The 20,382-nt window shown below is 61.2% G+C and carries 19 protein-coding genes; 9 read left to right on the forward strand and 10 right to left on the reverse strand.

What is annotated here, in order from left to right; translation table 11 throughout:
• Positions 1 to 7 precede the first annotated feature (7 nt).
• Positions 8 to 1,510, forward strand: a complete 1,503-nt coding sequence (gene ppx, locus ABWL43_RS28130) for an exopolyphosphatase (protein ID WP_106576072.1) — start codon at positions 8 to 10, stop codon at positions 1,508 to 1,510.
• A 138-nt stretch (positions 1,511 to 1,648) separates the two neighbouring features.
• Here the strand turns inward: ppx and ppk1 are convergent, their stop codons facing one another.
• Entirely contained in the window at positions 1,649 to 3,871 is a 2,223-nt protein-coding gene (gene ppk1 / locus ABWL43_RS28135; RefSeq protein WP_106575798.1) for a polyphosphate kinase 1, read from the reverse strand.
• Positions 3,872 to 3,889: 18 nt separating this feature from the next.
• Positions 3,890 to 4,903, reverse strand: coding sequence for a porphobilinogen synthase (hemB, locus tag ABWL43_RS28140; RefSeq protein WP_404485870.1), 1,014 nt, complete (start codon positions 4,901 to 4,903; stop codon positions 3,890 to 3,892).
• A 208-nt stretch (positions 4,904 to 5,111) separates the two neighbouring features.
• Between hemB and ABWL43_RS28145 the strand changes: the two genes are divergently transcribed.
• Positions 5,112 to 5,759: a DedA family protein gene (locus ABWL43_RS28145; RefSeq protein ID WP_404488501.1), complete on the forward strand. Its 648-nt coding sequence runs from the start codon at positions 5,112 to 5,114 to the stop codon at positions 5,757 to 5,759.
• Here the strand turns inward: ABWL43_RS28145 and ABWL43_RS28150 are convergent.
• Complete coding sequence (locus tag ABWL43_RS28150; protein WP_404485872.1) at positions 5,740 to 6,975, reverse strand: sterol desaturase family protein; 1,236 nt, start codon at positions 6,973 to 6,975, stop codon at positions 5,740 to 5,742. The two genes, ABWL43_RS28145 and ABWL43_RS28150, sit on opposite strands and share 20 nt — an antisense overlap.
• A 116-nt stretch (positions 6,976 to 7,091) precedes the next feature.
• Here ABWL43_RS28150 and elbB point away from each other — a divergent pair, with 116 nt between their 5' ends.
• On the forward strand, positions 7,092 to 7,757 hold the full coding sequence (elbB, locus tag ABWL43_RS28155; protein WP_145158018.1) for an isoprenoid biosynthesis glyoxalase ElbB: 666 nt from the start codon (positions 7,092 to 7,094) through the stop codon (positions 7,755 to 7,757).
• A gap of 229 nt (positions 7,758 to 7,986) precedes the next feature.
• On the opposite strand, the gene ABWL43_RS28160 is transcribed toward elbB, so the two are convergent.
• Complete coding sequence (locus ABWL43_RS28160) at positions 7,987 to 8,442, reverse strand: YaiI/YqxD family protein (RefSeq protein WP_369301896.1); 456 nt, start codon at positions 8,440 to 8,442, stop codon at positions 7,987 to 7,989.
• Between the two features lie 2 nt (positions 8,443 to 8,444).
• On the reverse strand, positions 8,445 to 10,340 hold the full coding sequence (locus ABWL43_RS28165; protein WP_404485876.1) for an FTR1 family protein: 1,896 nt from the start codon (positions 10,338 to 10,340) through the stop codon (positions 8,445 to 8,447).
• 256 nt (positions 10,341 to 10,596) lie between these two features.
• Between ABWL43_RS28165 and ABWL43_RS28170 the strand changes: the two genes are divergently transcribed.
• Genes ABWL43_RS28170 through ABWL43_RS28185 form a run of 4 tightly spaced genes read left to right on the forward strand, consistent with a single transcriptional unit; the run spans position 10,597 to position 13,740 of the window.
• Positions 10,597 to 11,991 carry a COG3014 family protein gene (locus ABWL43_RS28170; RefSeq protein WP_404485879.1) on the forward strand — a complete coding sequence of 465 codons (1,395 nt, stop codon included), beginning with the start codon at positions 10,597 to 10,599 and terminating at the stop codon, positions 11,989 to 11,991.
• A gap of 10 nt (positions 11,992 to 12,001) precedes the next feature.
• Complete coding sequence (locus tag ABWL43_RS28175) at positions 12,002 to 12,373, forward strand: YcfL family protein (RefSeq protein ID WP_106575804.1); 372 nt, start codon at positions 12,002 to 12,004, stop codon at positions 12,371 to 12,373.
• A 35-nt stretch (positions 12,374 to 12,408) separates the two neighbouring features.
• Positions 12,409 to 12,996: a penicillin-binding protein activator LpoB gene (gene lpoB, locus ABWL43_RS28180; RefSeq protein ID WP_106575805.1), complete on the forward strand. Its 588-nt coding sequence runs from the start codon at positions 12,409 to 12,411 to the stop codon at positions 12,994 to 12,996.
• A 3-nt stretch (positions 12,997 to 12,999) separates the two neighbouring features.
• Positions 13,000 to 13,740 (forward strand): penicillin-binding protein activator LpoB, encoded by a 741-nt coding sequence (locus ABWL43_RS28185; protein ID WP_145158030.1) that lies wholly within the window; start codon positions 13,000 to 13,002, stop codon positions 13,738 to 13,740.
• Between the two features lie 154 nt (positions 13,741 to 13,894).
• Here ABWL43_RS28185 and ABWL43_RS28190 read toward each other — a convergent pair whose 3' ends face one another.
• The 3 genes from ABWL43_RS28190 to ABWL43_RS28200 all read right to left on the reverse strand — a co-directional run bounded on the left by ABWL43_RS28190 (position 13,895) and on the right by ABWL43_RS28200 (position 17,099).
• Positions 13,895 to 14,527: a LysE family transporter gene (locus ABWL43_RS28190; RefSeq protein WP_404485883.1), complete on the reverse strand. Its 633-nt coding sequence runs from the start codon at positions 14,525 to 14,527 to the stop codon at positions 13,895 to 13,897.
• Positions 14,528 to 14,616: 89 nt separating this feature from the next.
• The gene (locus ABWL43_RS28195) at positions 14,617 to 15,189 is read right to left on the reverse strand and encodes a mechanosensitive ion channel family protein (RefSeq protein ID WP_145158036.1); all 573 of its coding nucleotides are present in this window, start codon (positions 15,187 to 15,189) and stop codon (positions 14,617 to 14,619) included.
• Positions 15,189 to 17,099 (reverse strand): ATP-binding cassette domain-containing protein, encoded by a 1,911-nt coding sequence (locus ABWL43_RS28200; protein ID WP_404485886.1) that lies wholly within the window; start codon positions 17,097 to 17,099, stop codon positions 15,189 to 15,191. The genes ABWL43_RS28195 and ABWL43_RS28200 overlap by 1 nt, the downstream gene beginning before the upstream one ends.
• A 50-nt stretch (positions 17,100 to 17,149) precedes the next feature.
• On the opposite strand from ABWL43_RS28200, the gene ABWL43_RS28205 reads away from it, so the two are divergent.
• On the forward strand, positions 17,150 to 17,614 hold the full coding sequence (locus tag ABWL43_RS28205) for a TIGR02444 family protein (RefSeq protein ID WP_404485889.1): 465 nt from the start codon (positions 17,150 to 17,152) through the stop codon (positions 17,612 to 17,614).
• Here ABWL43_RS28205 and ABWL43_RS28210 read toward each other — a convergent pair.
• Positions 17,611 to 18,804 (reverse strand): AlgP family protein, encoded by a 1,194-nt coding sequence (locus tag ABWL43_RS28210; protein WP_404485892.1) that lies wholly within the window; start codon positions 18,802 to 18,804, stop codon positions 17,611 to 17,613. The two genes, ABWL43_RS28205 and ABWL43_RS28210, sit on opposite strands and share 4 nt — an antisense overlap.
• Positions 18,805 to 18,996: 192 nt before the next feature.
• On the opposite strand from ABWL43_RS28210, the gene ABWL43_RS28215 reads away from it, so the two are divergent.
• Positions 18,997 to 19,674, forward strand: a complete 678-nt coding sequence (locus tag ABWL43_RS28215; protein ID WP_145158047.1) for an FKBP-type peptidyl-prolyl cis-trans isomerase — start codon at positions 18,997 to 18,999, stop codon at positions 19,672 to 19,674.
• Positions 19,675 to 19,728: 54 nt separating this feature from the next.
• Here the strand turns inward: ABWL43_RS28215 and rsd are convergent, their stop codons facing one another.
• Positions 19,729 to 20,187 carry a sigma D regulator gene (gene rsd / locus ABWL43_RS28220; protein WP_106575814.1) on the reverse strand — a complete coding sequence of 153 codons (459 nt, stop codon included), beginning with the start codon at positions 20,185 to 20,187 and terminating at the stop codon, positions 19,729 to 19,731.
• Between the last annotated feature and the right edge of the window lie 195 nt (positions 20,188 to 20,382).

The following is a 20,382-nucleotide window of genomic DNA, read 5'->3' on the forward strand; positions in this document are numbered from 1 at the left end:
CCAAACCATGCCGCAATCCCAAGCCAAGAATCTGTCCTTGATCGCCGCTATCGACCTGGGCTCCAACAGCTTTCACATGGTCGTGGCCAAGGCCCAGAACGGCGAAATCCGCATCCTCGAGCGGCTCGGCGAAAAAGTGCAACTGGCTGCCGGGATCGACGACGAGCGCCAGCTCAATGAAGAATCCATGCAGCGCGGGCTCGATTGCCTCAAGCGCTTTGCCCAACTGATCAACGGCATGCCCTTGGGCGCTGTGCGCATCGTTGGCACCAACGCCTTGCGTGAAGCCCGCAACCGCGGCGAATTCATCCGCCGCGCTGAAGCCATCCTCGGGCACCCGGTAGAAGTCATTTCCGGCCGCGAAGAAGCGCGCCTGATCTACCTCGGCGTCTCTCACACCCTGGCCGACACCCCCGGCAAACGCTTGGTAGCGGACATCGGCGGCGGCAGCACCGAATTCATCATCGGCCAGCGTTTCGAACCGCTGCTGCGCGAAAGCCTGCAGATGGGTTGCGTCAGTTATACCCAGCGTTATTTCAAGGACGGCAAGATCACCCCGGCGCGCTATGCCCAGGCCTACACCGCGGCGCGCCTGGAAATCATGAGCATCGAACACGCCCTGCATCGCTTGACCTGGGATGAAGCCATCGGCTCATCCGGCACCATCCGCGCCATCGGCCTGGCCCTCAAAGCCGGCGGCCATGGCACCGGTGAGGTCAACGCCGAAGGCCTGGCCTGGCTCAAGCGCAAGCTGTTCAAGCTGGGCGACGCAGAGAAAATCGACTTCGACGGCATCAAGCCTGATCGGCGCACCATTTTCCCGGCCGGCCTAGCGATTCTCGAGGCGATTTTCGACGCCCTCGAACTGCAGCGCATGGACCACTGCGACGGCGCCCTGCGCGAAGGCGTGCTCTATGACCTGCTGGGCCGCCATCACCATGAAGACGTGCGTGAACGCACCCTCAGCTCGTTGATGGAGCGTTATCACGTCGACCTCGAACAAGCCGCGCGCGTGGAGCGCAAGGCCCTGCATGCCTTCGACCAGGTGGCCGAGGACTGGGACCTGGCAGACGGCGTGTGGCGCGAGCTGCTCGGCTGGGCTGCCAAGGTGCACGAAGTGGGCCTGGACATCGCCCACTACCATTACCACAAGCATGGCGCCTACCTGATCGAGCACTCGGACCTCGCCGGTTTCTCGCGCGAAGACCAACAGATGCTCGCCCTGCTGGTGCGCGGCCATCGCCGCAACATTCCCAAGGACAAGTTTGCCGACTTCGGCAGCGAAGGCAGCAAGCTGATTCGCCTGTGCGTGCTGCTGCGCTTTGCGATCCTGTTCCACCACATCCGCGGCACCCAGGAAATGCCCCAGGTAACCCTGCGCGCCCACGGCGACAGCCTGGACGTGGTGTTCCCCAAAGGCTGGCTGGATGAAAACCAGCTGACCCAGGCGGACTTCGCCCAGGAAGCGGAATGGCTGACGCGGGTGGGGTTCAGCCTGAACCTGCGCTGAGCCGATCTAAAGAACACTGCAAAAACACATGTGGGAGGGGGCTTGCCCCCGATGGCGGTGGACCAGTCAATGAATCTGTTGACTGAAACTCCTTCATCGGGGGCAAGCCCCCTCCCACATGTTCAGAGCGCGTTGGCTTTAGTTCACCGCAAGAATCGGGCTACCCAGCTTCTCCAGCAATGTCGCTTGCGCACTGCGCGGGTTCTGGTTGCCGGTCGGCGTGTTGCGCACGTAGCGGCCGTCCGACTGCAGGCTCCAGCTGTGCGTGTTGTCAGTGAGGTAGCTTTCCAGCTCTTTCTTAACGCGCATGATCAGCTTCTTGCCTTCCACCGGGAAGCAGGTCTCCACACGCTTATCGAGGTTGCGCTCCATCCAGTCGGCACTGGAGAGGAACATCTGCTCTTCGCCGCCGTTGAGGAAGTAGAACACCCGCGTGTGCTCCAGGAAGCGGCCGATGATCGATCGCACGTGGATGTTATGCGAGACCCCGGCGATGCCCGGACGCAGGCAGCACATGCCACGCACCACCAAGTCGATGCGCACACCGGACTGGCTGGCCTTGTACAGCGCGCGGATGATCTTCGGATCGGTCAGCGAGTTGAACTTGGCGATGATGTGCGCCGGTTTGCCGTCGAGGGCGAACTGGGTCTCGCGGGCAATCATGTCGAGCATGCCCTTTTTGAGCGTGAACGGCGCGTGCAGCAGCTTCTTCATGCGCAAGGTCTTGCCCATGCCGATCAGCTGGCTGAACAACTTGCCGACGTCTTCACACAAGGCGTCGTCGGAGGTCAGCAGGCTGTAGTCGGTGTAGAGCTTGGCGTTGCCGGCGTGGTAGTTGCCAGTGCCCAAGTGCGCGTAACGCACAATCTCGCCGGCTTCGCGGCGCAGGATCAGCATCATCTTGGCGTGGGTCTTGAAACCGACCACGCCGTAGATCACCACCGCACCGGCCGCTTGCAGGCGGCTGGCCAGTTGCAGGTTGGACTCTTCGTCGAAGCGCGCACGCAACTCGATCACCGCGGTGACTTCCTTGCCGTTTCGCGCGGCGTCTACCAGTGCGTCGACGATTTCCGAGTTGGCGCCGGAGCGGTACAGCGTCTGGCGCACAGCCAGAACATGCGGGTCCTTGGCGGCCTGGCGCAGCAGGTCGACCACCGGGGTGAAGGACTCGAACGGGTGCAGCAGCAGAATGTCCTGCTTGCTCACCACGCTGAAGATGTTCTCGCTGTTTTGCAGCAGTTTCGGGATCTGCGGAGTGAACGGCGTGTATTGCAGCTCCGGGTGGCTGTCAAGACCGGTGATGCTGAACAGGCGCGTCAGGTTCACCGGGCCATTGACCTGGTACAACTCGGACTCGGCCAGGTTGAACTGCTTGAGCAGGTAGTCCGACAGGTGTTTAGGGCAAGTGTCGGCCACTTCCAGGCGCACCGCGTCGCCGTAGCGGCGCGAGAACAGCTCACCGCGCAGGGCGCGGGCCAAGTCTTCGACGTCTTCGGAATCCAGCGCCAGGTCGGCGTTACGGGTCAGGCGGAACTGGTAGCAGCCCTTTACCTTCATGCCCTGGAACAGGTCATCGGCATGCGCGTGGATCATCGACGACAGGAATACATAGTTGTCGCCAGCACCCCCCACCTCTTCCGGTACCTTGATGATCCGTGGCAACAGACGCGGCGCCGGGATGATCGCCAGGCCTGAATCGCGGCCGAAGGCGTCGATGCCTTCCAGTTCGACGATGAAGTTCAGGCTCTTGTTCACCAGCAGCGGGAACGGGTGCGTCGGGTCCAGACCAATCGGGGTGATGATCGGTGAAATCTCGTCACGGAAGTAACGGCGCACCCAGGTCTTGATCTTGGTGGTCCAGTGCCGGCGACGGATGAAGCGGACCTGATGTTTTTCCAGCTCCGGCAACAGGATGTCGTTGAGGATCGCGTATTGGCGGTCGACATGACCGTGCACCAGCTCGCTGATGCGCGCCAGGGCCTGATGCGGCTGCAGGCCGTCGGCACCGGCTTGTTCGCGGGCGAAGGTGATTTGTTTCTTGAGGCCGGCGACGCGGATCTCGAAGAACTCGTCCAGGTTGCTGGAGAAAATCAGCAGGAATTTCAGCCGCTCCAGCAGCGGGTAGGACTCATCCAGCGCCTGCTCGAGCACGCGGATGTTGAATTGCAGTTGTGACAGCTCGCGGTGGATGTACAGGCTGCTGTCATCCAGGTTGGTGACCGCGACCACCGGGGCCGGCGCGGGCGCTTCGGCCACCACGGCAGGCGGTGCGGGCTCCAGCTCCGGCGGGGTTTCGGTGACTTGTTCCACCACCGGGTGAGCGTCTTTTACGGCAACTTCTGAGAGTCCTTCGGTATTCATTGAGTGTTCCTGTGAGGGCTATTGTTGCTCTCTAAGCAATTGGGCGGCGCGGGCGGCGAAGTAGGTCAGAATGCCATCAGCGCCGGCACGTTTAAAGGCAGTCAGGGATTCGAGGATCACCGCTTCACTCAACCAACCATTCTGGATCGCGGCCATGTGCATCGCGTATTCACCGCTGACCTGATAGACAAAGGTCGGCACCTTGAATTCCTCTTTGACCCGACAAAGGATGTCCAGGTACGGCATCCCTGGCTTGACCATCACCATGTCGGCGCCTTCAGCCAGATCCGCCGCCACTTCGTGCAGGGCTTCCTGGCTGTTGGCCGGGTCCATCTGGTACGAGGCCTTGTTGGCCTTGCCCAGGTTCAGTGCCGAGCCCACCGCATCGCGGAAAGGCCCGTAATAGGCGCTGGCGTACTTGGCCGAGTAGGCCATGATTCGCACATTGACGTGGCCGGCCAGTTCCAGGGCTTCGCGAATCGCCTGGATGCGACCGTCCATCATGTCCGACGGTGCGACGACCTGGGCGCCAGCGGCTGCGTGGGACAGCGCCTGTTTGACCAGCGCATCGACGGTAATGTCGTTTTGAACATAGCCGTCTTCGTCAAGAATGCCATCCTGGCCGTGGGTGGTGAACGGATCCAGCGCCACGTCGGTGATCACACCCAGCTCCGGGAAACGCTCGCGCAGCGCGCGGGTAGCACGCTGGGCAATGCCTTGCGGGTTCCAGGCTTCGCTAGCGTCAAGCGACTTGAGTGCAGAGGGCGTCACTGGAAACAGCGCCAGCGCCGGAATCCCGAGTTCCACCCAGTTCGCCGCTTCGATCAGCAGCTGATCAATGGTCAAGCGCTCCACACCCGGCATCGATGCCACTGCTTCCCGACGGTTTTCACCGTCCAGCACAAACACCGGCAAGATCAGATCGTTCGTCGTCAGCACGTTTTCACGCACCAGACGACGAGAAAAATCATCACGGCGATTGCGGCGCAGGCGGGTAGCAGGGAACAGGCGATTGGCAGGGGTAAAGCTCACGACAGACTCCTGAGCCCGTGTTTACGGGCGAGCGTTGCAGTTATAAGCGGCCATTATGACGAAGGAATGACAGTTGTGCTTATCGATGCGACCTGCAGTCGCATTCGTCGCATATGTAGGAATTGTTCACTTCGTGACACATCTCGATACTTTCATGAATGTCCACGAAGGCGTAGGCTGCGCGTTCATTTCGCCAGCACCCCAGACCATGCTTCAACAATTTCTGCATGACTTCGGCTACTTTGCGCTCTTCCTGGGCACGTTCTTCGAAGGCGAAACCATTCTGGTTCTCGCAGGCTTCCTGGCGTTCCGTGGATACATGGATATCAACCTGGTGGTGGTCGTTGCCTTCTTTGGCAGCTATGCCGGTGACCAGCTGTGGTACTTCCTGGGGCGCAAGCATGGCCGCAAACTGTTGGCGCGCAAGCCGCGCTGGCAATTGATGGGCGACAAAGCGCTGGAACATATCCGCAAGCATCCGGATATCTGGGTGTTGAGCTTTCGGTTCGTCTACGGGCTGCGCACCGTGATGCCGGTGGCGATTGGCTTGTCCGGTTACCCGCCTTTGCGTTACTTGCTGCTCAACGGCATTGGCGCTGCGGTGTGGGCGGCGGCGCTGGGCGCTGCGGCTTATCATTTTGGCGCGGTGCTGGAAGGCATGCTCGGCAGCATCAAGAAATATGAGCTGTGGGTGTTGGGCGCACTGCTGTTGCTGGGCTTGGGCCTGTGGCTGCGTCGCCGCTTCAAGAACGCGCGCATTGCCCGCCAGGCCTGCGAAGATGCCAAGGCCCGGCTGGCCGCAGAGCGACTTGCCGAGCCCACCAAGGTCGACGCGCCTAAGACGCCAATCGAGTAAGCCGGTTTCTGCAGCAGTAGAGACCGATCACGCTGAGCAAGCTGTAACTCACCAGGCCCAGCCAGCCCAAATTGCTGGCCGGCCACAGCCCGACCAGCGGCGCCAGCCATACCAACGGTACATTCAGCCCCAGGCGCACCAGCTCAGCCTTCAGGGCCCAGGGGCGATTCTCCAACGCCACGCCCAGCGTGAACAACCCTAACGCCATCGCGCTCCAGCCCAGGATCAACGCCGCCGTGGGCAGCCCTTCGCCTGCATTCATCAGATAGCTGCCAAACCCCACATACGCCGCAAATTGCAGGGCAACGTAGACCTGCTGGCGTGCGTCCAATGGCACTTCGAATTTGCGGAACTGGCTCAAATCGGGCTTGGCCAGCGGGTACTTGGCCTTCACGTCCGCCGGGCGCCAGCCGGTGCGCATGAACCAGATGCGCAGCTTGTCCCACCCGCGCTCGGTACGCCGCGCATCACTCCACAACTGTGCATAAAACTGCAGGTTGGCCCACAGCGGGTTCCAACTGGCCAAGGGCGTGGTCACGCCAAAGATCACCGGTTCGTTGTCGTCTTCTTCCTGGAAGCTGCCGAACAGCCGGTCCCAAATAATGAACACGCCGCCATAGTTGCGATCCATGTAAAGAGCGTTCTGTGCATGGTGAGCCCGATGATTGGACGGTGTGACGAAGAACCATTCGAACCAGCCAAGCTTGGGCACGTGGCGGGTGTGCACCCAGAATTGATACAGCAGATTGAGCGAGGCCACGCTGATAAACACCACCAGCGGCACGCCCACCACAGCCAGGGGCAGGTAGAAAATCCAGCTCAGCAAGAAGCCGGTGCTGGTCTGGCGCAAGGCGGTGGTGAGGTTGTAGTCCTCACTCTGGTGATGCACCGAGTGCGCGGCCCACAGGATGTTGCGCTCATGGCCGCAGCGATGCAGCCAGTAGTAGCAGAAGTCGTAGAACACAAAGGCGAACACCCAGGTCCACACACTCTGGGCCGACAGCTCGACCAACGCCAGGTGCTTGAGGGCGAAGGCGTAAGTCAGCAGCCCGACCCCCTTGGTCAGCAAGCCCGTGGTGGTGGACAGCACACCCGTGCTGAGGCTGTTGATGGCGTCGGCCACCCGATAGTTGCGCGCGCCGCGCCAGCGGTCGGCCAGCAGTTCAACCACGATCAAGGCAATGAAAAACGGTACCGCGTAAGGCACGAAGTCCATGGGCTAGTCCGGTCTGTTTTTGTTAGATCAAGATTAGGTGTAGCGGCGCGAGATCCCATTGGCAACAGATGACAAATTAGTAGACATTTAACGCCATGAAATAGGGAGAAATACTCATGAGCAAAAAGATTGCAGTGATCCTTTCCGGCTGTGGCGTGTACGACGGCGCAGAGATCCACGAAAGCGTGATCACCTTGCTGCGCCTGGACCAGCGAGGCGCCCAGGTCCAATGTTTTGCGCCGGATATCGCGCAACATCACGTGATCAACCACCTCACCGGCGAAGAGATGCCCGAGTCGCGTAACGTGCTGGTGGAGTCGGCGCGGATTGCTCGGGGTGACGTGAAAGATATCCGTGAGGCCCGCGCCGAAGACTTCGATGCGCTGATCGTGCCCGGCGGGTTTGGCGCGGCGAAGAACCTGTCGAACTTTGCCGTGGAAGGTGCGGGTTGCAGCGTCAACCCGCAGGTGCTGGCGCTGGCGGAAGCCTTCGCCGAAGCGAGCAAGCCGGTGGGGCTGATCTGCATTTCGCCGGCACTGGCCGCGAAAATCTACGGCCCCGGCGTGACGTGCACCATCGGCAACGACGCCGACACCGCCGCTGCCCTCGACAAGATGGGCGCCACCCACCGCGACTGCACAGTGGAAGACATCGTCGAGGACACCCCGCGCAAACTGGTGAGCACCCCGGCCTACATGCTCGGCAAGAACATCAGTGAGGTGGCCTCAGGTATCAACAAACTCGTGGATCGGGTGCTGGAATTGACCCACGAAAATGATTGAGAGCGTCCCGAACACTTAAGGGTGGTTATCCCACCCTTCGTGGCGGGCAGTCTCTTCGTGGCGAGCAGGGCTTGTTGTGGCGAGCAGGCTTGCCCCGCGTTGGGCTGCGCAGCAGCCCCAATCCAGACAACGCGGTCAATCAGTTAATCTGCGGCGTGAAGTTTTGGGGCGGCTTCGCCCCCCCAACGCGGGGCAAGCCCGCTCGCCACAAGAACACCGCTCGCCAACGTCAGGCCTCGCGCATCAACTTGGTCAATATCCTGTCCAGCGCATTGGCAAACGCCTGCTTATCCTTTTCCCCATGGGGCGGCGGGCCTCCGCCCATCTGGCCCTGCTCGCGCAGATCCGTGAACAGGTTACGCACCGCCAGCCGTTCGCTCATGTTGGCCGGGCTGAATTCCTTGCCGCGAGGGTCAAGGGCCGTGATGCCCTTCTTCACCAGCCGGTCGGCCAAGGGCACATCGCTGCAAATCACCAGCTCACCGGGCACGGCGTGCTCCACCAGGTAGTCATCCGCCGCATCCGGGCCGCTGGGCACCACGATCAACTTCACACAAGCAAAGCTCGGTTTGATCTGGCTTTGCCCCGCCACCAATACCACCTCGAACTGGCGCTTGAGGGCGAATTTCACCACCTGGTCCTTGGCCGCCCGTGGGCAAGCATCTGCATCGATCCACACGCGCATGGTCAGGCTGCCACGCGGCGTTTTTCTGCCAGGCGGCTGCGGCCGTACAGCACCACAATCGCCAGGATCGCCACGGCCTGCGCACTCAACGAATACGCGTCGGCGTGGATGCCCAGCCAGTCGAAGTCAAAGAACGCCACCGGCCGTGTGCCAAAGATGCCGGCTTCCTGCAAGGCCTTCACGCCATGCCCGGCGAACACCACCGACAGCGCACACAGCAGCGCCGCGTTGATGCCGAAGAACAACGCCAAGGGCAGCTTCGCCGAGCCGCGTAGGATCACCCACGCCAGGCCCACCAGCAGCACCAGCGCCGTGGCGCCACCGGCCAGCACCGCGTTGTGCCCGGCGGGGCCGGCTTGCAGCCACAGGGTTTCGTAGAACAGGATCACTTCGAACAGCTCGCGGTACACCGAGAAGAACGCCAGCATGGCAAACCCGAAGCGCCCGCCGCCGCCCACCAGGCTGCTCTTGATGTAATCCTGCCAGGCCGCCGCGTGGCGTCGGTCGTGCATCCACACGCCAAGCCACAGCACCATCACACTGGCGAACAGTGCCGTGCAGCCTTCAAGCAATTCGCGCTGGGCGCCGCTGACGTCAATCACATACGCCGCCAATGCCCACGTCGCCAGGCCGGCCAACAGCGCCAGGCCCCAACCGACGTTGACGCTGCGCACCGCCGATTGCTGGCCGGTGTTACGCAGGAAAGCCAGAATCGCCGCCAGCACCAGGATCGCTTCCAGACCTTCACGCAACAGAATCAGGAGGCCGGAGATGTAACTCAACGACCAGCTCAAGCCATCGCTGCCCAGCAAGCCGGCAGATTCAGTGAGTTTGCCCTTGGCCACGTCCAGACGCTGCTGCACCTGCTCGATCGGCAGGCCGTCCTGCAATGACTGCCGGTAGGCCATCAGGGCTTTCTCGGTGTCCTTGCGCACGTTGGCGTCGACGTTGTCCAGCGAGCTTTCCACCAGCTCAAACCCTTCCAGGTAGGCGGCTACCGACAAGTCGTAGGCCTGTTCGTGATCACCGTTGCGGAACGCGGCGAGGCTCTTGTCCAGCGTGGTCGCGGTGTAATCGAGCAACTGCGCCGGGCCACGCTTGACCTGCGGCGGCTGCGCACGCTGGGCGCGGAACGTCGCAGCGGCGGCCGGGCCGTTTGCGGCGAGCACTTCATTGGGGGTCTGGCGGGCTAGGTCGGCAAGGTTGAAGGGTTGTTCGCTGCTTGCCGCAGCCGGGTCAGCGGTGAAACCGGCGATGTAGGTCGCCAGGTCCCAGCGTTGACGGTCATCCAGTTGGTCAGCGAAAGACGGCATGTCAGTGCCCTCGACGCCCAGACCGAGTGTGTTGTAGATCGCGTAGAGGCTCAGGCGGTCCAGGCGCGCGGCGTCGCGCAGATTTGCGGGCGGCGGCGTCATGCCCGTGCTGGCCGGGCCATCACCGGCGCCCGCAGTGCCGTGGCATACCGAGCAGTGCTGGGCATAGAGCGGTGCGCCACGCGTGGGGTCTGGGGTGATCGCCGGAGCCTGGCTGACCTCGTACGCCACTGCCAACTTGGCACCCAATTGACGGGCCTGGTGGGCGACGGTCGCGCCCTCTTCACGCGCGGTCACCGCCGCCAGCAATTCATTGACGCCCTTTATCAAATCGGCGCGTTCGGGTTTCTCGGGTAAATCCGCTACCAGGCCCTGCAATACCCCAAGAAATTCCACCTGTTCGCGGTATTCGGATTCATCCACGACCGTGCCCGCGTCCACCGATGGCGGGTAGTCGGCACCGATGTAATCGAGCAGATGCAAGGCTTGAGGCGCGCCCTCGGCAGTTGCCGCCAACAGATTAAAGCTGCACGACATCAGCGCCGGCAGCAGCAGCCAGGCGAGAAAACGGTAAAGGGCAGTCATGAATGAATCTCAAAGGGAAATGCGAAGTAACACATTGTTTAACGTTAAGGGGTTTGACTCAAGACGTCAGTGATAAGGAGATGGAAATATCGCCGTCGACATGATGGCAATCGCACAAAAAACGGAGCAAAAAGCCATTGTTTTGCCATTAATGGCGCTTATAATGCCGCGCCCTGTTATTGCGAAAGGGAATTTAATTCCTCGTTTTTATGAGGAATAGGCACATCGGCTGATTATTTTCAGGGAAGAAGTTTGTATGGCATTTCGCGCCTTAACCCCGCTCGCACTCGCGGCGGTGACCTTGCTGTCCGGTTGTTCGATGTTTCGCAGCTACGACACGGAGCTGCAAGCCACCAACCAGAAGCTGGCCACCGGCAATGTCGACGGTGCCCTGACCCTGCTGGAAAAAAACAATACCGGCGACGACAAAGACCTGCTCTATTTCTTCGAAAAGGGCGAGCTGTTGCGCGCCAAGGGCGACCTCACCGGCAGCCAGACCGCCTGGCGCAGCGCCGACCTGCAAGTCTACAAGTGGGAAGAGTCGGTCAAATTCGACAGCGAAAAGTACCTCGCCCAGTTCGGCAGTTTCCTGGTCAACGACAAAGTGCGTCGCTACGAAGGTTATGACTACGAAAAAGTCATGCTCACCACCCAGATGGCCTTGAACCTGCTGGCCGTGAACGACTTCGACGGTGCCCGCACCGAGATCAAGAAGACCCACGAACGCGAAGCGGTGATCGCCGACCTGCGCGACAAGGAATACCTCAAGCGCGAAAACGAAGCCGAGCGCCAAGGCGTCACCACTCAGATCAAAGACTTGCGCGGCTACCCGGTGGAAGCACTGGACGCGCCGGAAGTGGTCGGCCTGAAAAACAGCTACCAGAGTGCGTTCAGCCATTACCTGGCAGGCTTTGTCTACGAAGCGCTCGGCGAAAAAGACCTGGCTGCGCCCGGCTACCGCAAGGCCGCCGAACTGCGCCCCAACACGCCGCTGCTGGAGCAGGCGTTGCTTGAGCTGGACAAGTCCAAGGTCGGCGCCGATGAGACCGACGTGCTGATCGTGGTCCAGAGCGGCCTGGCACCGGCGCGTGATTCGATCCGCCTGCCATTGCCGATCCCGATCAATGGCAACCTGGTGATCACCCCGCTGTCGTTCCCGGTGATCAAGGCCGACAACTCCACCGCGACCTTTGCCCAGATCGGCGTGGACGGCAAGCAACAGAACCTCACCGCACTCAACAGCACCACGGCCATGTCGCGCCGCGCCCTGCGTGACGACATGCCGGGGATCATTCTGCGCACCACCGTGCGTGCGGTCAGCCGTGGCGTGGCGCAGAACAACCTGAACAAGACCAACCCCATGGCGGGCCTGGTGCTGGGCATCGCCTCGGCCGTGACCGAAGGCGCCGACACGCGCACCTGGCGCACGCTGCCGGATCTGACCCAAGTGACGCGACTGCGCCTCAAGCACGGCGACCACCAGGTCAGCCTGCCCAACGCCCTGGGCGGCACGCTGGTGACGGTCAAGGCCGACCAGCGCTATCAGGTGATCACCCTGCGCGTGGTCGGCAACCAGGTATTCGCCGGTGGCCTCGCGGCCCATGTGGTGCCGAGTGCTGCCAACCAGGCCATCGCCCTCAAACAACCTTAAGGAGCACGCTATGCGTCATTTCATTCTCGGCGCCCTGGCGCTGGTCCTGCTCGCCGGCTGCGCCACCCCGCCGCCGCCGGAGCCTGGCAGCGCCGCCAGCAAAATCGTGGTGATGGGCACGTTCAAAGGCATCGCCGTCGGTGCCATTCGTGTGGCCCGTGAAAATGGCTTTCTCACGGCCAAGGTGCAGCTGAGCAACATCACCAGCAGCAACCAGATGATGTATTACCGCTTTGCCTGGCTGGGCGCCGACGGTTTCCCGGTGGGCGATGAAGAAACCTGGAAAGTGCTGAACCTGTACGCCAACCAGGCCACCTTCCTGCCGGCCATCGCCAACCTGCCTCAGGCGGCGGACTTTCGTCTTGAAGTGAAAACGCCTTGAAGCCTTCACCTATCAGTTTTCAGAGAGATTTCCCCATGTTTGCACGCGTCTCGATTCTCGCCGTGGTTGCCCTGTTGGCCAGCGGTTGCTCCAACACCTCGCCGGTCCTTGGCGGCAAGAACATCAGCTACGGCGACTCTAAGGCCGTGGAATTGGTCACCAACGAGTTCGGCTCGACCGACCTGCAGATGATCGCCGAAAGCATGACCCGCTCCCTGGCCCAGTCCGGCATCTTGCAGGGCCGTCCGGTCGTGCAGGTGTATGACGTGAAGAACAAGACCAGCGAGTACATCGACACCCGTGAGATCACCACGTCGATCAAGACCCAGCTGATGAAGACCGGCACTGCGCGCTTCGCCAGCGACAACACCGATATGCAGAGCCAGGTTGACCAGCTCAAGCTGCAAAACCAGAGCGGCCTGTACAAAAAAGCCACCGTCAGCAAGACCGGCAATATGGTCGCCGCCAAGTACCGCCTGGAAGGCTCCATCAGCTCCATCGTCAAGCGCAGCTCGGACTACAAAGACGTCTTCTACAAATTCAGCCTTCAGCTGATCGACGTCGAGAGCGGCCTGGCCGAATGGATGGACGAGAAAGAAATCCGCAAAACCACGGAGCGCTGAGCAATGCGTGCATGGATCGGCATGATCGGCCTGCTGTGCGCCTTTGGCGCCTCGGCCGCCCCGAAGATCGCGGTGACTGACCTTGCCTACGAGGCGCGCGTCGAGGAGTACATCCACGCGGTCTCGGCCAGCAATAACTTCCAGGCCAGCGCCTATCAGGCCAGCGGTGCGTCGAGCTACAGCGAGTATGAGAGCCGCACCAGCTACATCGAACAGGCCGAGCTGCGTAAATTCAGCGGAGATATCAAGGGCGAGATTCTCAAGTCGCACCAGTTCCAACTGGTACAGGGCACGCCTTACACCGCCGACGCCAAGGGCGATGTGTATGACGTGATCAAGCGCATCAAGGCCGGCAACTTCAAGGGCGCCGACTACGTGCTGTTCGGCACCCTGTCAGACATCGACTTCACCCAGGACATCAACGCCCTGGACCACACCAACAGCTACTCGGCCGTGCTGGGCCTGACGCTGGTGGCGGATTTCAGCCTGATCAACACGCGCACCTTCGAGATCACCTCGGCGTTTACCGCGATGGGCGAAGGCCAGGACACCAAGCTGGTGAACAGCCGTGATGTGCGCGTGAGCCTGAATCGGCCGCGGGTGGTAAGGGACGTGTCGAAAGCCTTGGGTGAGGATGTGGCCAGGCAACTGGCAGAGCAACTGGGCGGCGGGTATCAAGACCCCGGCAAGCCTGCGCTGCGCAACAACCTGCCCAGGGATGAAGCGCCGAAGATTCTGCGCTGAGCCAAAGCGTTCACAGACGACGCAAAACCACTGTGGGAGCGGGCTTGCTCGCGAATTCGGTAGATCAGTCAATACATCCTGTGACTGACACTCCGCTTTCGCGAGCAAGCCCGCTCCCACATTTTTGATTGGGGTCCTTCAGTTGAATCGCGGTTTAGGTCGTTGCGCGATGCAAGCTGGCCAGGAAACCCGCAGCCCCCACAAACAACCCGGCAAAGGTGCGGTTCATGCGTCTTTGCTGTTTAGGCGTGCGCAGCAGGCGCAAGACCTTCGACGCCAGCCCCGTATAGCCCGCCATCACGATCATATCGACGCTGATCATGGTCGCGCCCAGGATCAGGTACTGAATCAGCAGTGGCGCCTGCGGGTTCACGAACTGCGGCAGCACCGCCAGCATGAACACCAGGGCCTTGGGGTTGCTGGCATTGACCAGGAAGCCACGGAACATCATCGCCAGCGGCTTGCCGATCGGGCGTATGGCCGAGTCTTCGCTCATGTCCATGGGCAGCGCGCGCCATTGCTTGACCGCGAGGTACACCAGGTACGCCACGCCAAACCATTTGATCGCATAAAACGCGTTCGAGGACGCCGCCAGAATGGCACCCAGGCCGCCCGCGACCACGGCAATCTGCATCGCCAGGCCCAGTTGCAGGCCAATGGCATTCCAATAGCCGCGCAGGAAACCGTATTGCAGGCCGCTGGACATCGACGCGATGGCGCCAGCGCCGGGGGACAGGGAAATGATCCAGCTGGCCACAAAAAAGGCCAGCCATGTGTCGAGTGCCATTACACACCTCAGAGGGAGAGTTAGCGATTGAGCCTAAAACTAACTCCGCCGAGCAAAGGCTGGCTAGATATTTTTACAGGATGTAAATACTAGCGGTCGCCAGGGAACACATGGGTGCCTGGCCAACGCCGCACCGAGCGCTGGAAGAACAAGCTGTTAGGCACTTGCACCATCGCACTGTCGGTGCCGGCGTCCTGCACTTCGATCAGCGTGGTGTAGAGCAGGTTGATCGCCACGACCCGGCCTTTGACGCCCGGTTTGTCGACGGTATCCACCAACTCGACAATGTCACCCAGGCGGAACGGCCCGACGGTGAAAATCAAGATCGCGCACAGCAGGTTGGACAGCACCGACCACATGGCGAAAAACGCCACGGCGGCCACCGCGACAAACCCCGACAGCGCCGTCCACAGCACCGTGGCTGACACGCCGAGACGGCCCAGCACGAAGATTAACGCGCTGCCCATGATCAGCCAGCGCAGGCCGCCACGCAGGGGCATCAGCAGTTGTGGCGGGAACGGGTAACGCTCTCCCAGACGATTCAGGCCCTTGGCGACGAAGCGCTGGGCGAGGTAACCCGCCAGCAGGATCAGCAGGATTTGCACACCGATCCAGACCGGTTCGACCCACTGCGTCGGCAATGGCAATTGCAGCGCTTCCATCAGGACAGCGCCTCCAGCTCCGCTTGCAGGGTTTCCAGCAGTTCGAGGGCTTCCATCCAGGTTTCCTCCAACTGACCTTCACGCACCTTGAGTTTGGCTTGTTCGGCCAACAAGTCGCGCAACTCGTCCTTGCGCGCCGCCTCGTACACGGCGCTGTCGCCCAGGCTGGTTTCGATCCTGGCCAGGCGCTCATGCACCTTGCCCAGCTCGGCTTCCAGCTTGTCGGCTTCGCGCTTGTGCGGCGCCAGCTGCTGACGCAGGGCGGCGGCGGCCTGGCGCTGGGCCTTCTTGTCGGTCTTGTCCGGGTTGACCGGCGTAGTGCTGGCCGGCGCGTTGCGCAGACGGTAGTCCGTCAGCCAACGCGCGTAATCGTCCAGGTCGCCGTCGAACTCTTCGACTTTGCCGTCAGCCACCAGCAGGAAGTTGTCGGTGGTGCTCTTGAGCAAGTGGCGATCGTGAGACACCACCAGTACCGCACCACTGAATTCCTGCAGGGCCATGGTCAGCGCCAGGCGCATTTCCAGGTCCAGGTGGTTGGTCGGTTCGTCGAGCAGCAGCAGGTTTGGCCGGTCCCAGGCGATCAGGGCCAAGGCCAGGCGGGCTTTTTCGCCGCCGGAGAAATTCAACACCGGCTCATCGATGCGTGCGCCACGGAAGTCGAAGCCACCGAGAAAATCACGCAAGGTTTGCTCACGTTCGGTCGGCGCCAGACGCTGCAGGTGCAGCAGCGGGCTGGCCTTGGAATCGAGGGAATCCAGCTGATGCTGAGCGAAGTAGCCCACCACCAGGTTCTCGCCACGCGTCAGGCGGCCGGCCAGGGGTTGCAGTTCACCCGACAGGTTCTTGATCAGCGTCGACTTGCCTGCGCCGTTGGGGCCGAGCAAACCGATACGCGCGCCTGGCGTGAGCTGCAGCTTGACCTTCTCCAGAATGGTTTTGTCGCCATAACCCAGGCGTGCATCCGAGAGGTCCAACAACGGGCTGGAGATCTTCACCGACTCACGGAACACGAAGTCGAACGGCGAATCGACGTGGGCCGCCGACAGCTCTTCCATGCGCTCCAATGCCTTGATCCGGCTCTGGGCCTGACGGGCCTTGGTGGCCTGGGCCTTGAACCGGGCGATGTAGCTTTCCATGTGCGCACGTTGCGCTTGCTGCTTCTCGAAGGCTTGCTGCTGCTGAGCCAGGCGTTCGGCGCGGGCGCGTTCGAATGCGGTGTAGCCGCCACGGTAGAGCGTGATTTTCTTCTGTTCGACGTGGGCGATATTGTCGACTACGGCGTCGAGGAAATCCCGGTCGTGGGAAATCAGCAGCAAGGTGCCCGGGTAGCTCTTGAGGAAATCCTCCAGCCACAGGATCGCATCGAGGTCCAAGTGGTTGGTCGGTTCGTCGAGCAGCAGCAGGTCGGACGGGCACATCAGCGCCTGGGCCAGGTTCAGGCGCATGCGCCAGCCGCCGGAGAAGTCGGCGACCGGGCGGTCCATCTGTTCATTGGTAAAACCAAGGCCGGCCAGCATCTTGCGGGCGCGAGCGTCGGCGGTGTAGCCGTCGGCACTGTCGAGTTCCGAGTGCAGACGGGCCTGGGCGGCGCCATCCTGGGCTTTCTCGGCCTCGGCCAGGTCGTGTTGCACCTGACGCAGGCGCAGGTCGCCATCGAGCACGTAGTCGATCGCGATGCGGTCCAGGGTGTCGATCTCCTGGCGCATATGGGCGATGCGCCAGTCGGCCGGCAGCAGGCAGTTCCCGGAATCCGGGGTCAGCTCACCGAGCAACAGGGCGAACAACGTGGATTTGCCGGCGCCGTTGGCACCGATCAGGCCGGCTTTGTGACCGGCGTGCAGGGTCAGCTCGGCGTCTTCAAGAAGACGTTGCGGGCCACGCTGTAATGTTAGGCTTTGAAGTCGGATCATAATGGCGGCGGAGTCTACCAGCTTCGTTGGCCGCTGGCTTGAGTGTAAATATGTGCGCTGACCTGTGGAGCTTTGCCCTCTCGACGTATGCCCACCCGGGCATTGAAGCTGCTTGCTTGCGCTTGCAGGCACAAGGCGCGGATGTGTGCCTGTTGCTCTGCGGCGCCTGGCTGGAGCAGCGCGGTGTTGCACCGACCGCCGAACGCATGCAGGCGTTGCGCCAGATTGCGCAGCCGTGGCAGCAAGACGTGGTCGAACCCTTGCGACAGGTACGCGTGCAATGGCGAGCCATGGCGCAGCAGGATGCGCAATTGGCGACGCTGCGCGAACGGGTCAAGGCCCTGGAGCTGGAAGCTGAACGGCAGTTGCTGACGCGCCTGCAAGTGCTGGCGCAAACATGGCCGACTGGCGAGAAAGGGGGTCAATCGAGATGGCTTGAAGGCTTGGCGACCGGAGCCGCCAACCTTGGCCACGACGCGCTGCAGTCGCTGCGCGTCGAGGCCACCGGCACTTAGGAAGCGCTGGTTGGGGTGGTGCTTGGCGCTGCCGGTGCAGGCGTGCTGCTGGCCGGCGCAGTTGGAGCGGTGGACGCTGCCGGGGTAGTAGCCGGAGCTGCCGGGGTTGCCGGCTTGGCCGGTGCAGGCTTGGCGGCTGGCTTTGCAGCAGTGGGTTTTGCGGCTGGCTTAGCAGCTGGTTTTGCAGCAGCCGGTTTGGCAGCTGGCTTGGCCGCCGGTTTTGCAGCAGCGGGTTTAGCGGCTGGCTTGGCAGCTGGTTTTGCAGCAGCCGTTTTGGCAGCTGGCTTGGCGGCTGGTTTTGCAGCAGCAGTTTTGGCAGCTGGCTTGGCGGCTGGTTTGGCAGCAGCAGTTTTAGCGGCTGGCTTGGCGGCTGGTTTTGCAGCAGCAGTTTTAGCGGCTGGCTTGACGGCTGGTTTTGCAGCAGCAGTCTTAGCGGCTGGCTTGGCGGCTGGTTTTGCAGCAGCGGGTTTAGCGGCTGGCTTGGCAGCTGGTTTTGCAGCAGCAGTTTGAGCGGCTGGCTTGGCGGCTGGTTTTGCAGCAGCAGTTTTGGCAGCTGGCTTGGCGGCTGGTTTGGCAGCAGCAGTTTTAGCGGCTGGCTTGGCGGCTGGTTTTGCAGCAGCCGTTTTAGCGGCTGGCTTGGCAGCTGGTTTTGCAGCAGCCGTTTTAGCGGCTGGCTTGGCAGCTGGTTTTGCAGCAGCCGTTTTAGCGGCTGGCTTGGCAGCTGGTTTTGCAGCAGCGGATTTGGACGCTGCCTTAGTCGAAGCCTTCGACGCAACGGCTTTTGCTGGCGAGCGAGCGCCCAGTGCTTTAGCCACGGCTTCTTTCACACGACCAACGCCCTGGGCCAGTTTCAGGCTTTCCTGAGCATCGCGTTTGAGTTGGGAAATGTAGGTGCGGGTTTCAGCTTGGCGATCCTTGAGGGCATCCAGCAGATCCTCAAGTTCCTTAACGGCGTCTTTGGCTTTGGCTTGTGCCTTGGCCTTGCCGGCAGTGGCGGCGTCTTGCAGTTTGGTACGGGATTTGTGCAGCTTTTCTTGCGCTTTACCGCGTTGTTTTTCCAATTTGGCGAGCAGTTTTTCTGCATCAGCCAAGGCTTGGGAACACGCGCTTTCCAGATGTTCGAGCAAGCTGCCCGAAAGTTGTTGGAGTAAATGCAACGGGGTATTTACAGGCTTCTGTTTGGCCGACATGGTTTACCTCCTGGCTGACGTGGGTGCGGCTCATACTAGCCCTCTGCTCTTACCGCCGCTAGGGCATGTTGACAGTATCGTTTGCCTTGCGTTGCACCGTAGGAAAATTCTTATCGATATAACGAAAAACCACGGCACTTTTTGCGCACTCACACTGGCATAATCCGTCGCACTTTCGGCGGGAGAATAACCATGTCGCGTTACCTTTTTTTAATGCTTGGCTTGGTGGTTTCCATGACCCATGCGGCAGAACAATCGCCGTCAAAAACTACTGCCCAAGACCCGCACGACCTTGCTTACAGCCTGGGCGCCAGCCTCGGCGAACGACTGCGCCAGGAAGTGCCCGACCTGCAGATTCAGGCGTTGATCGATGGCCTTAAACAAGCCTATCAGGGCAAACCATTGGCGCTGGACAATGCACGTATCGAGCAGATCCTCGCCGAGCACGAAGCACAGAGCGCGGCCGAGGCTGAGGCGCCGCAAAGTGAAAAAGCACTCGCTGCCGAACAGCAATTTTTATCCAAGGAAAAAGCAGCAGCCGGCGTGCGTGAGTTATCGAATGGCATCCTGCTCACGGAGCTGACGCCTGGCACCGGCAGCAAGCCGTTGGCCAGTGATGAGGTGCAAGTGAAATACGTAGGGCGGTTGCCCGACGGGACTGTCTTCGATCAGAGCACGCAACCGCAATGGTTTCGCCTGGACAGTGTGATCAGCGGCTGGAGCAGCGCGCTGCAACAGATGCCGGTCGGCGCGAAATGGCGTCTGGTGATCCCATCCGCCCAAGCCTATGGCGCCGACGGTGCTGGCGAGTTGATCCCCGCTTATACGCCGCTGGTGTTCGAGATCGAATTGCTCGGTACTCGCCACTGACCCAATAAAAAACGGTGCGCCATGCGCACCGTTTTTTTGTCTCGCCGCCAAGGCTCAGGCCTGGGTGGCGGCCTCTTCTTTGTGAGCGTTGTGCAACACTTCGATCAGGCAATCTTCCAGCTCGAAACGTTCGTGCAACAACCCGCCAAGCTCTTTGAATTTTTCGGCAACGCATTTGCCGGCATCGCACAACTCGGTGAACACCAGCAGTTTTTCCGTGATGACATCGATGCGCGGGTAGATGGTCTCGGCCAAGTCCAGACCACGCTGATCATCAAAGGCTTCCGCCTCTTTGGTCAGTTGTTCGTAGACGCCGAAATGTCCAGCAGACACGTAGTCCACCAACACAGCGCAAAAGTCTTGCAGCGGCTCGCGATTCTCACCCAATGCTTCGGGCTTGGCGCCGAGAGCATCAAAGGCCCGAACCAGTTCGTGACGTGCCTTCAACCAGCTGTCGATCAGCTTGTGCACCCCACCCCAGCGTTCCTGAGCATTCTGACAACTTTCCAGCATGATGATCTCTCTTCCCTATAGGGGGCGCTGCCGCCTGTGCCCGCGCAACACTCAAGGATAAAAGCAGCAGCCGGACAAGGCCGCATTTGGCAAACGGTTTCGATAATGCGTGCGGGCCAGATTATGCCCGCATGACTATGGCTTCAAGGTACGCAGGAGAGAAAGTTCATACAAGTGTTTAATCCCGTCCTACGA

Source organism: Pseudomonas sp. HT11 (genome assembly GCF_044875395.1).
Lineage (GTDB): Bacteria > Pseudomonadota > Gammaproteobacteria > Pseudomonadales > Pseudomonadaceae > Aquipseudomonas.

Bases quoted from the DNA above. Each gene is read 5' to 3' on its own strand.
- ppx (WP_106576072.1), top strand. From the start codon at position 8: ATGCCGCAATCCCAAGCCAAGAATCTGTCCTTGATCGCCGCTATCGAC.
- ppk1 (WP_106575798.1), bottom strand. From the start codon at position 3,871: ATGAATACCGAAGGACTCTCAGAAGTTGCCGTAAAAGACGCTCACCCG.
- ABWL43_RS28145 (WP_404488501.1), top strand. From the start codon at position 5,112: ATGCTTCAACAATTTCTGCATGACTTCGGCTACTTTGCGCTCTTCCTG.
- ABWL43_RS28150 (WP_404485872.1), bottom strand. From the start codon at position 6,975: ATGGACTTCGTGCCTTACGCGGTACCGTTTTTCATTGCCTTGATCGTG.
- elbB (WP_145158018.1), top strand. From the start codon at position 7,092: ATGAGCAAAAAGATTGCAGTGATCCTTTCCGGCTGTGGCGTGTACGAC.
- ABWL43_RS28160 (WP_369301896.1), bottom strand. From the start codon at position 8,442: ATGCGCGTGTGGATCGATGCAGATGCTTGCCCACGGGCGGCCAAGGAC.
- ABWL43_RS28165 (WP_404485876.1), bottom strand. From the start codon at position 10,340: ATGACTGCCCTTTACCGTTTTCTCGCCTGGCTGCTGCTGCCGGCGCTG.
- ABWL43_RS28170 (WP_404485879.1), top strand. From the start codon at position 10,597: ATGGCATTTCGCGCCTTAACCCCGCTCGCACTCGCGGCGGTGACCTTG.
- ABWL43_RS28175 (WP_106575804.1), top strand. From the start codon at position 12,002: ATGCGTCATTTCATTCTCGGCGCCCTGGCGCTGGTCCTGCTCGCCGGC.
- lpoB (WP_106575805.1), top strand. From the start codon at position 12,409: ATGTTTGCACGCGTCTCGATTCTCGCCGTGGTTGCCCTGTTGGCCAGC.
- ABWL43_RS28185 (WP_145158030.1), top strand. From the start codon at position 13,000: ATGCGTGCATGGATCGGCATGATCGGCCTGCTGTGCGCCTTTGGCGCC.
- ABWL43_RS28190 (WP_404485883.1), bottom strand. From the start codon at position 14,527: ATGGCACTCGACACATGGCTGGCCTTTTTTGTGGCCAGCTGGATCATT.
- ABWL43_RS28195 (WP_145158036.1), bottom strand. From the start codon at position 15,189: ATGGAAGCGCTGCAATTGCCATTGCCGACGCAGTGGGTCGAACCGGTC.
- ABWL43_RS28200 (WP_404485886.1), bottom strand. From the start codon at position 17,099: ATGATCCGACTTCAAAGCCTAACATTACAGCGTGGCCCGCAACGTCTT.
- ABWL43_RS28205 (WP_404485889.1), top strand. From the start codon at position 17,150: ATGTGCGCTGACCTGTGGAGCTTTGCCCTCTCGACGTATGCCCACCCG.
- ABWL43_RS28210 (WP_404485892.1), bottom strand. From the start codon at position 18,804: ATGTCGGCCAAACAGAAGCCTGTAAATACCCCGTTGCATTTACTCCAA.
- ABWL43_RS28215 (WP_145158047.1), top strand. From the start codon at position 18,997: ATGTCGCGTTACCTTTTTTTAATGCTTGGCTTGGTGGTTTCCATGACC.
- rsd (WP_106575814.1), bottom strand. From the start codon at position 20,187: ATGCTGGAAAGTTGTCAGAATGCTCAGGAACGCTGGGGTGGGGTGCAC.